Annotated in this window: 11 protein-coding genes; 7 read left to right on the top strand and 4 right to left on the bottom strand. The window is 73.9% G+C overall.

Going from position 1 to position 13223, the window contains the following annotated elements:
* The first annotated feature begins 401 nt into the window (after positions 1-401).
* A complete protein-coding gene (locus ACIPSC_RS31300; RefSeq protein ID WP_400830621.1) occupies positions 402-1106 on the top strand; it encodes an RDD family protein in 705 nt (234 codons plus the stop codon).
* Positions 1107-1538: 432 nt separating this feature from the next.
* Here the strand turns inward: ACIPSC_RS31300 and ACIPSC_RS31295 are convergent, their stop codons facing one another.
* On the bottom strand, positions 1539-2270 hold the full coding sequence (locus ACIPSC_RS31295) for a hypothetical protein (RefSeq protein WP_400830618.1): 732 nt from the start codon (positions 2268-2270) through the stop codon (positions 1539-1541).
* 233 nt (positions 2271-2503) lie between these two features.
* On the opposite strand from ACIPSC_RS31295, the gene ACIPSC_RS31290 reads away from it, so the two are divergent.
* Positions 2504-3205, top strand: a complete 702-nt coding sequence (locus tag ACIPSC_RS31290) for a hypothetical protein (RefSeq protein WP_400830616.1) — start codon at positions 2504-2506, stop codon at positions 3203-3205.
* A gap of 109 nt (positions 3206-3314) precedes the next feature.
* Here the strand turns inward: ACIPSC_RS31290 and ACIPSC_RS31285 are convergent, their stop codons facing one another.
* Entirely contained in the window at positions 3315-3971 is a 657-nt protein-coding gene (locus tag ACIPSC_RS31285) for a hypothetical protein (RefSeq protein WP_400830614.1), read from the bottom strand.
* Between the two features lie 51 nt (positions 3972-4022).
* Positions 4023-5036, bottom strand: a complete 1014-nt coding sequence (locus tag ACIPSC_RS31280; protein ID WP_400830612.1) for an EamA family transporter — start codon at positions 5034-5036, stop codon at positions 4023-4025.
* 419 nt (positions 5037-5455) lie between these two features.
* On the opposite strand from ACIPSC_RS31280, the gene ACIPSC_RS31275 reads away from it, so the two are divergent.
* Together ACIPSC_RS31275 and ACIPSC_RS31270 are read left to right on the top strand one after the other, a co-directional pair.
* Positions 5456-6877 (top strand): DUF2252 domain-containing protein, encoded by a 1422-nt coding sequence (locus ACIPSC_RS31275; RefSeq protein ID WP_400830610.1) that lies wholly within the window; start codon positions 5456-5458, stop codon positions 6875-6877.
* 134 nt (positions 6878-7011) lie between these two features.
* Positions 7012-7749, top strand: coding sequence for an SDR family oxidoreductase (locus tag ACIPSC_RS31270; protein ID WP_400830608.1), 738 nt, complete (start codon positions 7012-7014; stop codon positions 7747-7749).
* A gap of 136 nt (positions 7750-7885) precedes the next feature.
* Here ACIPSC_RS31270 and ACIPSC_RS31265 read toward each other — a convergent pair whose 3' ends face one another.
* Positions 7886-9265: a diacylglycerol/lipid kinase family protein gene (locus ACIPSC_RS31265; protein ID WP_400830605.1), complete on the bottom strand. Its 1380-nt coding sequence runs from the start codon at positions 9263-9265 to the stop codon at positions 7886-7888.
* 241 nt (positions 9266-9506) lie between these two features.
* Between ACIPSC_RS31265 and ACIPSC_RS31260 the strand changes: the two genes are divergently transcribed.
* The 3 genes from ACIPSC_RS31260 (at position 9507) to ACIPSC_RS31250 (ending at position 13085) form a co-directional block, all read left to right on the top strand.
* Entirely contained in the window at positions 9507-11363 is a 1857-nt protein-coding gene (locus ACIPSC_RS31260; protein WP_400830602.1) for a SulP family inorganic anion transporter, read from the top strand.
* Between the two features lie 144 nt (positions 11364-11507).
* The gene (locus ACIPSC_RS31255) at positions 11508-11954 is read left to right on the top strand and encodes an anthrone oxygenase family protein (RefSeq protein WP_400830599.1); all 447 of its coding nucleotides are present in this window, start codon (positions 11508-11510) and stop codon (positions 11952-11954) included.
* 234 nt (positions 11955-12188) lie between these two features.
* On the top strand, positions 12189-13085 hold the full coding sequence (locus tag ACIPSC_RS31250) for an LLM class F420-dependent oxidoreductase (RefSeq protein WP_400830596.1): 897 nt from the start codon (positions 12189-12191) through the stop codon (positions 13083-13085).
* Positions 13086-13223: the final 138 nt, after the last annotated feature.

Genomic DNA, 13223 nt, shown 5'->3' with positions numbered 1-13223 from the left:
CACGCGGAGCACCCGACCCTTCGCACCCTATCCAGCCGCCCGGACCTCCGGCGCAGCAGTCGGCGCCTCCCCGCCCGTGGCCGACGGCCCCGTACCCGGCCCCGATCGAGCCGCCCTTTGCCAAGGCTTTAACTCTACAGTCGTGTAGATGTACGCTTCGACCGGTGCAAGGTCAGCCCGACCAGGCCCTGGTGGTGCTCCGTCAGCCCGTGCGGTCGGGCGGGTCGGCGCCGACGCGGCCCGGACGGACACCACCCCCGGAGGCCGACCCGGGCGGCGCCCGACGCGCCGTCGGCCCGCCGCCCGTCGGCCAAGGGTCCACCCCCGCGTCGACCACCGGGAGTGCCACCCGGTAGAACGGGCGGCACCACCTCGTCCGCAACACGGAAGCAGCGCACACCATGAGCACCAGCGATCCCTCGGGATACGGCTACCCGAGCGGCCAGAACCCCTACGACCAGTCCGGCGGCCACGGCCAGCAGCACCCGTACGGCCAGAACCCCGGTCAGAGCCCCTACGGCCAGGCCCCCTACGGCCAGCAGGCGCCGTACGGGCAGCAGCCGCAGGGCGGCTACGGCGCTCCCCCGCCGTACGGGCAGCAGCCGTACGGCCAGCCCCCGTTCGGCCGGCCGCAGGGCGGGTGGCCGCACTGGCTGCCGCCGGCCGGCGCCTACGGCGGCGCGCCGATACCGGGCGGCCGGCAGCTCGCGCCGATCGGCGAGCGGCTGCTGGCCCGGCTGATCGACGTGGCCGTGCTGCTGATCCCGAACGTCGTGCTCTTCCTCGCCGTCAAGAACTCGTTCCTGCTCTCCGTCGCGACGGCACTGCTCGCCTTCGGCTACGAGGCCGTGATGCTGATCACCCAGGGCGGCCAGACGCTCGGCAAGAAGGCACTGCGTCTGCGGGCGGTCGACCTCGGGCACGGCGGCAAGGCGGCCGAGGGCGGCTACCTGGCCCGCGCCGCCGTGTACAGCCTGCCCGGCGCGGTCTACTGCATCGGCTCGCTGTTCGCCCTGCTGAACGTCCTCTGGCCGCTGTGGGACAAGCCCCTCCAGCAGGCCCTGCACGACAAGGCCGCCAAGACGATCGTCGTCAAGGAGTCCTGACACCACCGGCGATCCGGCGGCGGAGCACCGGCGGTCCGGACGTGACGGGGCCCGGGAGCGGTATCCAGCTCCCGGGCCCCTGGTGTGCCACCCAATTGCTCTGCACCGGCACGTTTAAGGCCGGGGGTCAATCTCACAACGTCGTGCTTTGCCGTTGAAGCTACCGCGCCATGGAGAGGCGCAGGCGGGAATCGAACCCGCATCCGACGTTCTCGGCCCCTGACCGGTCGATCCGGCGCTCGGCGGCGAATGCTGAGACTTGAGCGAGAGTCTGAGTTTCACGGGGTTGCCTCTGCCGTGTTGGGCCACCCCGGCACGTGGTGCCGGGGGGAGGACTCGAACCTCCACCTGTTCCCCGATATCAGCGTCAACCTCAGTATCAGCTTGCGCTCTTCGCGCCACCCCCGGTCTCACCCGGGGGCGATCATGGGGCTACCCGAACAGGTAGCCGAACACCGCGTCGCCGACCCGGCGGTCGGTGACCTCCCCGCCGTTGGCCTCCTCGCGGGCGAACTGGACGGCCTGCTGGAGCTTCTCGACCCGCTCCAGGAGCTCGTTCACCCGCCGGGCCGGGAGGGCGCCGGAGAACTTCACCGTCGTCCAGTACCCGATCGCGACGTCCTCGTAGTACACCTCGACCTGCGCCGGGTGCTTCTCCGTCGCCTCGGCCTTCACGTGGTTGCGCGGGACCTTCTTGGTGCGGATGGTGCGCACCGCCTCGGTCTTCCACGAGTCGGTGGAGACGTCGTGGTTCCACGCCTCGGAGGCGTCCAGCACCGGCAGCTTCCGGACGAAGGTCCGCAGGTCCGTCAGCTGCTTCTCCAGGAACAGCAGGTAGGTGACCGGCGCACCGGCGACCAGCGTCCGCCCGTCGACCACCACGTCCGCCCGGGCCTCGGTGTTGGCCCAGTCCTTGGTCGCGGTCACATCGAACAGCCTGGTCAGCGTCGCGGCGGTGGAGCGCAGCACGTCCTCGGCCTTCACCTGCACCCGGGTGGACTCGGGCGGCAGCTGCTCGCCCTCCTCGTCCTTGGGCTGGTACGTCCGGGAGATGCCGGCGAGCAGCGCGGGCTTCTGCAGGTCCTGGTGAGCCTGCGTCAGCTCCTGGAACGACTTCGACTTGACGCCCTTTTCGACGGCGATGATCTGGTTCAACTTTGCCACGCCCGGAAGCTATCAGCACCCCAGTTCGATCGTCACTCGATTTAAGGCCTGCCCCTTCCGCCCCTGTTCGGACCGTCCCGGCCCGGGCCAGCTACGGTCCGGCGCAGCCGACCGGACTTTCGCAGGTTCGTCACAAGAGCGTCGCTCCCCCTCCCCTTGACGGCGATGTCCCTGGAAGCATCGTCGCCGGGCATCGTGGAGGTGCCCGGGGGGCGCGATCGAGGGGGACGGCGATGAAGGCGCTGATCGAGGACGCGAGGCCGCCCGGCGGATTCCGACGGATCGCCGGACCGGCTGCCCGCGTGCTGACGCAGGTCCTGTTCCTGGTGGCCGGGCTGGCCACCACCGTGCTCGGCTTTACCTTGTTCGTCGAGGGCTACGACGCGGTGGGCGCCCACCGTCACGCCCCGGTGTGCGGTACGGCGGCGGCCACGCCCGGCACGGACTGCCTCCTGCACGAGACCGGCAAGGTGACGGGTCGGCGGGTCGACAGGGGCGACAACGGCGACACCTACGCGCTGACCGTGGCACGCGAGACGGCCCCCGAGCACCGCTACACGGTCGGCGAGGCCTTCTACGACGACGCGCAGGTCGGCACGGACGTGGACCTGTCGATCTTCCGGGGGCGCGTCTCCGAACTCTCCTACCAGGGGCACCGCGCCGAGAACCCGATCACGCCCTGGCTGACCGCCTTCAAGGTGGCCCTGCTCGCCGGCCTCGGTTCGGCCCTCACCGCCCACGGCCTGACCTGGTGGTGGCGTTCCGGCCCGCAAGTGGGCCCCGCTGTGTTCGCCGTCGTCATCGCCTTCGTCTCGTTCGTCGGCGGCCTCTGTTTCATGTCGACGCAGTGGCCGCTCGCCGTCACCCTGGGCCTTCCCGTCCTCGGCTGGCTGTTCCTGACCGCCGGGAGCTGCGGGGCCGCCGTGAACGACTGACGCTCCCGGCCCAGGCTCGGCCCGGCCCAGGCTCGGCCCGGCCCGGCCCGGCCCGGCAGGGGAGGTTCCACAACGGCTCGACGGTCGGTCAGGTCGTCACAGCGCCGGTTCAACCCACCCCCGGCTCCGTCCCCGGTTCCGTCCGCGCGGAGCTCCCCTCGTCCGCGTCGGTGGCGCCCGGGTTTCGTCCGAGGTCGGCGATCCCCGCCGCCCACGAGTAGAAGGCGGCCTGCTCGCCGGGTGCGATCCGCAGGTGCTCGGGGATCCAGTCGGCGGTCGCGGCGTCCAGGAGGTCGGCGAGGCCGAGGTGGTGCCAGTCCCAGTGGAGGCCGTTGTAGGCCCGCATGAGCGGGGCGACCCGGGCCCGGATGTCGGCCACCTCGCCCGCACTGAGGCCGGCCACCCGGCTCAGGCATGCCTGCGTGGCGGCCTGACGCTCAGGGGTGAACTCGGTGTCGAGGAAGGGTTCGAGGAGGGCACCCCAGACATCGGGCCTGGACTGGCGGGGAATCCGGTTGGCGAGGCAGAAGCTCTCCAGCTCCGCCCGCCGTTCGGCCCGGACGAAGACGGTCTCCCCCGCGACGGTGCGGATCTCCGGTGGGGAGGCGGCCGGGTCGGCGTCCCGGACGGCCGCCGCGGGGACGACGCGTCCGGTGGCGGTTCCCGTAGTGGCCCCCGTGCCGTCTCCCGGAGCGGAGTCGGCGGGCAGGAAGGCGGTCCCGGGAAGCCGGAGGTGGTCGCCGGCGAGTTCGGCTTCGAGGTTCACCCGCCCATCCTGGCCCACGGCGGGCCAGGACGGAACAGGTGATCCGACTCGTCAGCGACGGCGGCGGCGCGCCCCGGCGGGCAGGGCGAGGACGGCCAGCCCGGCGCCCAGCACGGCCAGTCCGCACCAGGACGCCACCGGCAGGCGCTCGCCCAGCACGGCCACACCGAGAACGGCCGCGACCGCCGGTTCGGCCAGGGTCAGCGTCGTGGCGGTCTGGGCGGTGGTGTGCCGCAGCCCGTGCCCGAAGAGGCGGTAGGCGAGGAAAGTCGTCACCGCGGCCAGGTACCCGGCCACCGCGGCGCCGCGCGGCGAGAGGAGCCAGCGCGCGTCGCCGGACAGCAGGACCGGCAGGACCAGCAGCGCCGCGCCGCCGAACAGCACGCCCATCACCGCGCCCGAGGGGTGCCCGCGGGCGATCAGCCGGCCGCCGACCAGCGAGTACACCGCGTAGGAGAGGCCGGCCAGCGCCGCCAGGGCGACGCCCCCGAGGTCCACGGGCGTGCCACCGCCTCCCGCCAGCGGCCCCAGGACCAGCGCGGCGCAGCCGGCGACGGCCGCCGCAGTGGCGCAGGCCCAGCGGGCGGTCGGCCGGGCCCGGCCGGTGAGCCAGGCCAGCAGGCCGGTCAGGACGGGGGCGCTGCCGAGCGCGATCACGGTGGCCACGGCGACGCCCGTACGGGCCACGGCCGGGTAGAACGTGACCGGATAGCCGGCCACCGCCAGTACCCCGAGCAGGAGGAGCCGGCGTTCGGTGCCGGTGCACCGCTTCGGCAGTGTGCGGGCCCCGGGTGCGGAGAGGAGGAGCAGCAGGCCGCCGAGAGCCAGTCCGGCCGCGCCGACGGCGGCTGCCGGGGCGCCGGACGGGGCCAGCGAGCCGACCGTCCCGGTGGTGCCCCAGAGCACGGCGGCGGCGACCACCGCCGCCGGTCCGCCGAGGGCGGGGCGGGTGCCCGGGCCGGTGGGGGACGTCCCGTCGGGGGCGGGGCGGGTGCCCGGACGGGTGCCCGGGCCGTTGGAGGCTTCCGAGCAGGCGGACGCCCGGGTGGGGATGTGGTGGGACACAGGTGTGAACTTCCATTGTCGAGACCGTCGGTGGGATCTGGTTTCACAACGGGCGCACGGCACCGGGCCGGTCCGCCGCAGAAGGGCGTCCGGGGTGGCGAGGGGCCGCCTTGGGCCCTGCTCGCGGGTCGAGCCGTCCGGCGGTGCGCCCGCTCAGGCGCCGAGCGGTGGCAGGACGACGTGCCAGTAGGAGTTCACCCGACGAGCGTACCCGGCCGGGTCAAGGCACCGGGCGGCCGGCGGCACGGTGCCGGGGCGCCCGGCGGTTGCCCGCGTGCCCCGCGCCCCCGGCCGGCCCGGCAGGCCGGATCGGCCGGCCGCGGCGATGATCGGAGGACGGTGGCCGACCGCGCCCCCGGGCGTCCCGCCCGTCGGGGCCCCGTCGGCCCGGTCTGCCAGCAGTGACCAGGAGGTCGTCGATGGGCCAGAACCAGCCCCGGCCGGTGGAGCACCCCACCCCCGCGGAGCGCGCGGCGTCCGGCCGTGCGGCGCGCCGGACGGCGCCCCGATCCGCCCACGCCGAGTACCGGCCCGGCCCGCAGCGGCCGGATCCGCTGGCGATCCTGGAGGCTCAGTCGGCCCGGCGGGTGCAGGAGCTGATCCCGATCCGCTACGGCCGGATGTCCGAGTCCCCGTTCCGGTTCTACCGGGGCGCAGCGGCGATCATGGCGTCCGACCTCGCGAGCAGCCCCGACTCCGGGATCCGGGCGCAGCTCTGCGGCGACGCCCACATGCTGAACTTCCGGCTCCTGGCGTCACCGGAGCGCCAGCTGGTCTTCGACATCAACGACTTCGACGAGACCCTGCCCGGCCCCTGGGAGTGGGACGTGAAGCGGCTGGCGTCCAGCCTGGTGATCGCGGCGCGGGCGAACGGGTTCGAGGACGCGGAGCGCGCCGCCGTCGTGGGGGCGACGGTCCGCTCCTACCGGGAGGCGATGCGCCGGTTCGCGGGCATGAACAACCTCGACGTCTGGTACACCCGGATGGATGCCGACCGGCTGCGGGAGCTGGCGGAGGGGCGGGTCTCCCGGCACGGACTGCGCGGCCTCGACCAGGCGATGGCGAAGGCGCGCACCCGGGACAGTCTGCAGGCTTTCGGCAAGCTCACCGAGGTGGTGGACGGCCAGGTGCGGATCGCCGCGGACCCGCCGCTGCTCGTCCCGCTCACCGACTTCCTGCCGGCGCTGGAGCGGTCGGCGCTGATGACGCTCTTCCAGGGGCTGGTCCAGCGCTACGGCAGCACCCTCTCCTCCGACCGCCGCCACCTGCTCCACGACTACCGGTTGGTGGACGTGGCCCGGAAGGTCGTCGGCGTGGGCAGCGTCGGCACCCGTTGCTGGATCTTCCTGCTGCTCGGCCGGAACGACGACGACCCGCTGTTCCTCCAGGCGAAGGAGGCCGACGAGTCCGTGCTCGCCGCGCACGTCGGCGCGAGCCAGTACCGGAACCAGGGCGAGCGGGTGGTGTCGGGCCAGCGGCTGATGCAGGCGACCAGCGACATCTTCCTCGGCTGGGAGCGGGTCGAGGGCATCGACGGCCGGACCCGGGACTTCTACGTGCGCCAGCTGCGCGACTGGAAGGGCATCGCGGTGGCGGAGGACATGGCGCCGCGCGGCATGCAGGCGTTCGGCGAGCTGTGCGGCGCCACGCTCGCCCGGGCGCACGCGCGCTCCGGGGACCGGATCGCCATCGCCGCCTACCTCGGCAAGAGCGACGTCTTCGACCAGGCGCTGGTCCGGTTCGCGGAGTCCTACGCCGACCAGAACGAGCGCGACCACGCCGCCCTGCTGACGGCGATCCGCGCGGGCCGCCTGCCGGCCGCGGAGACGGAGGGCGAGTAGGGGGCGCGCCTCGGGCCCACTTGAGCTTGCTAACCGGGGGCGCCCCCACTTAGCCTGGGCGAAGTGGGGGCGCCCCCGCTTTCATTCCAGAACAAGGCGCTGAACTGCGCCTGCCCCGAGAAGGGAAGCTGATCGTGTCAGGCATCGAGGGCAAGGTCGTCGCGATCACGGGCGCCAGCAGCGGCATCGGAGAGGCCACGGCGACCCACCTCGCCGAGCGCGGGGCCCTCCTGGTGCTCGGGGCCCGGCGGGCGGACCGGCTGAACGCGGTGGTGGACCGGATCACGGAGCAGGGCGGCTCGGCCGTCGGCGTCGTCGTCGACGTGACGCGCCGCGACGACCTCAAGCTCCTCACGGACACGGCGCTCGACCACTTCGGCCGGCTCGACGTCCTGGTCTCCAATGCCGGCACCATGGCGATCTCGCCGTTCGACGAACTGCGCCAGGACGACTGGGACGCCATGGTCGCCACCCACATCACCGGCCTGCTGAACGGCATCGGGGCCGCACTGCCCGTCTTCCGGCGGCAGCGCTCCGGCCAGTTCGTCAACGTCGCCTCCACGGCGGCCTACGTCGTGAAGTCACCTCAGGCCGTCTACGCGGCCACCAAGACGGCGGTGAAGGTGCTGACCGAGGGTCTGCGGCAGGAGTCGGGACCGGACCTGCGGGTCACCCTGGTGTCGCCGGGGTTCACCAACACGGAAGGCGTGGGCAAGGGCGGGAGCCCCGAAGCGGCGGCGGCCGCCGTCCGGCAGCGCGACCGGATCGCCATGCCCCCCTCCGCCATCGCCTCCGCGATCGGTTACGCGATCGAACAGCCCGACGGCGTCGACATCAGCGAAATCGTCGTCCGGCCCACCGTGCAGGCCTGACCCGACTCGCCGGCCCGACCCGGATCGCAGGCCCGGCAGCGGCACGGACTGGCCGGCCCTCCATCGTGCCGGCGCCGCTGTCGTCAGCCGGTCCGCGCCGGGCCGGCCCTCCGCCCAATCAGACCGTTCCGTCCGGTCAGCCGTTCCGCGTGGGGTCGGCCGGGGGCGGCGGCTCGTCGGCCGGGGGCGTCTGGGCGCTCGGCAGCGGGCGGCCGAGGGCCAGCGCCACGATCCAGCGCCAGTCGGGTCGCTCGCGTGCGACCGGAACGCCCGGCCGGTCCCGCGGGACCAGCACCCGCAGCGCGCCGGGCCGGACCTCGCAGTCGACCGGGGCGGGCAGCGACAGTGCCTCGCCGTCGACCGCCACGGGGATGGTCGGCCGGTCCGCCCGGACGGTCACCCGGCGGGCCGTGAGGACGTCGAGCCCGGTCGCCCTGGTGCCGCGCAGCGCGAGCTCGGCCGCCTGCGCGGCGTTCTCCACCCGGATGCCGACCACACCGAGGGTGCCGAGGTCGAGACGGGGCCGTCGGGCGCCGCCGAGCGGCTGCGGTCCGGCGTACGGGTTGTTGCTGACCAGCAGGGCCTGCGGTGCGGTCATCCGGGCGTCGTCGGCCTGGACGTCCAAGCGGGCCCCGGAGTAGCCGAGCAGCAGGTCGGGCATCGCTTCGAGCGCGGTGCCGGCCTTGGCGTCGCGGTACTCGGGGCTCTGCACGACCTGCGCGTACACCCCGAAGGAGACGGTGTTGACGAAGGGCCGGCCGCTCACCCGGCCCAGGTCGACCCGCAGTTCCTCGCCGTCGGTGAGCGCGGCCAGGGAGCGGGAGGGGTCGGCGCGATCCAGGCCGAGGTCCATCGCGAAGTGGTTGCGAGTGCCCGCGGGGAGGACCAGGAACGGCAGCCCGTGTTCGGCCGCGACCTCCGCCACCAGGGCCTGGGTGCCGTCGCCGCCGGCCACCCCGAGCAGGTCGGCCCCCTGTGACACCGCCTGGCGGGCGAGTTCGGTGACGTCCTGTCGGACGCCGCCGGAGGTGTCCAGCAGAACCACCCGGGCGCCGAGCGCCTCCGCGCGCTCGGCGAGGCGGAAGCGGCCGACCTTGCCGCCGCCCGAACGCGGGTTCATGATCAGGACCGGCCGGCCCGGGGGCCGGCTCGGGACGGCACGCATCGGGCGCGGCGGCCGCACCTGGCGCACGGCCCAGCGCGCGCACGCTCCCCCGGCAGTCCAGAGCACCAGGGCGGCCAGCGCCTCCGTCCAGAGCCCCACCGCGGTGCAGACCGCCAGCACGGCGGCCGGACCACACACGGCCATCAGCACGCCGAGGGTGCGGACCGTCCCGCGGCGCGACACCGCGAGCCAGAGCCCGGCGGCCGCACCGGCAAGGCCTGCCACCCCGACCAGCACCACCAGGAGCGCGCTCGCGCCCGAGGTGGCGGCCAGCACCGTGAACGAGCCCGCGACCGCGGCGAGAGCCAACCAGGCCAGCACCCGAGCGCGGGAATACCCCGACGACACCATCGACGACTCCTTCCTCCTCCCCCATCCGCTCTCCTCCTTCCCCGATGATGGCCCTTCGGACCGGTCCGAAGGGCCCGCACCACACCGCGTCGCGCGATCTCCACCGGGCCCGGCCGCGCCGCCGGCCCGTCAGCCGCCGGTCCCGGCTCGCGGCCGCGGCCGGCGGCACCCGGCTCGTGGCTTCGCGACCCGGGCCGGTCTCCCGGCGGCCGGGCCGGGCGGGCGACGGAGAGGAGGCCTGATGGCTGCCGATGCCCCCGGGCAGGGGTGGCGCCGTGTGGTGCCGACCCTGCCGGGACTCTCACGGCTCCGCCACTACCGGCAGGAGTGGCTGCGGGGCGACCTGGTGGCCGGCGTCACCGTCGCGGCCTACCTCGTGCCGCAGGTCATGGCGTACGCCAGCGTGGCCGGGCTGCCGCCGGTCGCCGGGCTCTGGGCGATCCTGCCCGCGATCGTGCTCTACGCGCTGGTCGGCTCCTCCCGCCTGCTGTCGGTGGGGCCCGAGTCGACGACCGCGCTGATGACCGCCACCGTGGTCGCACCGGCCGCCCACGGCGACCCCACCCGCTACGCCGAACTGGCCGCCGCGCTCGCCGTCGTGGTCGGCCTGCTCTGCGCACTGGCCTGGCTGGCCCGGCTGGGTTTCGTCGCCGACCTGCTCTCCCAGCCGGTGCTGATCGGCTACCTGGCCGGCGTGGCGCTGATCATGATGGTGGACCAGCTGTCCAAGCTCACCGGCGTGGACGTCGAGGGCGAGGGGTTCTTCCCGCAGTTGGCGTCGTTCGTGTCGAAGCTCTCCGAGGTCGACCTGCCGACGCTCGGCTTCAGTGCCGCCACCCTGCTGCTGCTCCTCCTGGCGGCCCGCTTCGCGCCGCGGCTGCCCGGCCCGCTGCTGGCCGTCGTCCTCGGCACGGCGGTCTCGGCGGCGTTCTCGCTCGGCGAGCACGGCCTCGCCGTGATCGGCGAGATCCCGGCCGGGCTGCCCCGCCCGGAGGCGCCGGACCTCGCCGACCTGCGCGGGCTGGCGCTGCCCGCCCTGGGCATCCTGCTGGTCGGCTACACCGACTTCATCCTCACTGGGCGCGCCTTCGAGCCCCGGGACTCCGAGCCCGCGGGCTCCGGGGCGACGGGCACCGACTCCACGGGCTCCGGGGCGACGGGCACCGACTCCACGGGCTCCGATTCCACGGCCTCCGGGCGCGCAGGCGGCGAGATGCGGCTGGACGCCAACCAGGAGCTGCTGGCCCTCGGCGCGGTCAACCTCGGCTCCGGGTTCTTCCAGGGCTTCCCGGTGAGCAGCAGCGCGAGCCGGACGGCGCTGGCCCAGTCGGCGGGCGGGCGGAGCCAGGTCTTCAGCCTGTCGGCGGGGCTGGTGGTGGTCGCCGTGCTGCTCTTCCTGGGCCCGCTGCTGCGCGACACCCCGGACGCCGTGCTGGGCGCCCTGGTGGTGTACGCGGCGATCCGGATGATCGACGTCGCCGGGTTCCGCCGGCTGGCGCACTTCCGGCGCCGCGAACTGCTGCTCGCGGTCGGCTGCCTGGCCGGCGTGCTGGTCCTGGACATCCTCTACGGCGTGCTGGTGGCGGTGGGCTTCTCGGTGGCCGAGCTGCTCAGCCGGGTGGCCCGGCCGCACGACGCCGTGCTGGGCATGGTGCCGGGCCTCGCCGGGATGCACGACGTCGACGACTACCCGCGCGCTCGGACCGTCCCCGGGCTCGTGGTCTACCGGTACGACTCCCCGCTGTTCTTCGCGAACGCCGAGGACTTCCGGCGCCGGGCCCTGGCCTCCGTCGCCGAGCAGCCCGCTCCGGTGCGGTGGTTCGTGCTCAACACCGAGGCCAACGTCGAGGTGGACATCACCGCGCTGGACTCGGTGGACTCCCTGCGGCGCGAACTGGCCGACCGCGGGATCGTGTTCGCGCTGGCCCGGGTCAAGCAGGACCTGCTGGACGACCTCGACGCGTACGGGCTGACCGAGTCCGTCGGCCGCGACCGGATCTTCCCCACGCTGCCGACGGCGGTGGAGGCCTACCACTCCTGGGAGCGGGAGGCGGGGACCGGACCCGAACCCGGGCCGGGGCCCGGCGGGGACGTCTGACGGCGGTCGGACGGCCCCGGGCCCCCCGGCACAGCCACAGGCGATGCCGCGAATCTAGCACCGCTAGACATTCGAGCATCGACCTGGCTAGCATTGGCTCACGACCTAGCGCCGCTAGGTTCACTGTCAGGCTTGGGAGGGAACATGCAGAACGCACTGTCCGTCGTCACCGTGGTGGTCGTCGGCCTGATGGTCGGCGTGGAGTTCGCGGTGGCGGTCTTCGTCAACCCGATCCTCGACCGGCTGCCGGACAACGGCGGGCTCGCGGCCCGCAGCGACGGGGCCCGCGTCCTCGGCCGGGTGATGCCCTTCTGGTACATCGGCTCGGTCCTGCTCGGCGTCACCTGGGCGGTGACCGCATGGGGCGACGCAGGGACCGGGCTCGTCGTCACGGCCGCCGGCCTCCTGGTCCTCAGCGTGCTGATGTCGATCGCCCTGCTCGTCCCGATCAACTCCCGTGCGGCCCAGTGGACCCGCGACACCGCCCCCGCGGACTGGCGGCAGCAGCTCGGCCGCTGGGACCGGCTCCACTACCTGCGGGTCGCCGTCATCGTCACCGCGTTCGCCCTGCTGGTCGTCGCCCTGGCCTGACGGCACCGCACTCCGCACCACACGCTGTACCGCACTCCGCACCGGGCTCCACGGCACGGCGGGCGAAAGCCGCCGCGCAGTGGAGCCCGCGGCGTTGCCGACCCGCACCGTGTTCGTCCCGCACGATTGTTGTGGCGGCGATCAGGCACAGGTGATGGACTGGCGGGCGGCGCTTGCCGATCGGGCGCGGGCGCAGCCGGTTCATCTCCATCTCCACACATTCAAGGAGCCTTCATGGCCCGCTCGTTCCGATTCGGCGTCACGCTGCTCACCCCGGCGGCGAGAGACCAGTGGCGCGAGAAGTGCCGCAGGGCGGAGCTGCTCGGCTACGACGTGATCACGGTCGCCGACCACCTGGGCAGGCCCGCACCGTTCCCCTCCCTGATCGCCGCGGCCGAGGCCACCGAGCGGCCCCGGCTCGGGACGTTCGTGCTCAACTCGGGCTTCTGGAACCCGGCGCTGCTCGCCCGCGAGGTCGCCACCACGGACCAGCTCACCGGCGGCCGCCTCGAACTCGGGCTCGGCACCGGCTACATGAAGGCGGAGCACGATGCGGCCGGCCTGCCCTTCGGCACGCCCGGCGAGCGCGTGGACCATCTCCAGCGCACGATCGAGGAGCTGGACAAACTGTACGGCTCGGACGACTACGCGCCGCAGCCGTTGCAGCGGCCCCGCCCGCCGCTCCTGGTCGGCGGCAACGGAGACCGCGTCCTGAAGCTGACCGCCCGGCACGCCGAGATCGCCGCGTTCACCGGGGGCCGCGCCGACACCGACGGCAGGCCGATCATGCTCACGGCTGCACAGCTGGAGGAACGCGTCGCCGCGTACCGGCGCTTCGCCGCCGACCGCGCCGAGCCCGCCGAGCTGAACCTCCTGATCTACATGGTCGTGCCCACCAACGACCGTCGGGCCGCCCTGTGGCCGTCCCTCGGCAGCATCCCGTACCTCACCATCCCGGACCTCACCGAGGACGAGGCCCTCGAACTGCCGACCTTCCTCATCGGCACGGTACGGCAGATGGCCGACCAGCTGCGCGCGCAGCGGGAGCGGTACGGCTTCACGTACATCACCGTCGTGGAGCCCGCCATGGAGGCCTTCGCCCCGGTCATCGAGGAGCTGCGCGGCGAGTGAGCCCCGCCGCCCGGGTGGTCCGTGCGGCTGACGCCTCCTCAGCAGGCGATCCGTCGGCCGCCTACCATTTCCCCTGCGCGCAAGGGTCCGCCCGGATTCCGTGCCGCACCCGTCAACCACAGTCTTCGTCCCGAAAGG

The sequence above is a fragment of the Kitasatospora sp. NPDC090091 genome (assembly GCF_044747365.1).
GTDB lineage: Bacteria > Actinomycetota > Actinomycetes > Streptomycetales > Streptomycetaceae > Kitasatospora.
Note: the sequence above shows the minus strand (reverse complement) of the source record. Positions and strands in the feature narration are given on the sequence as shown.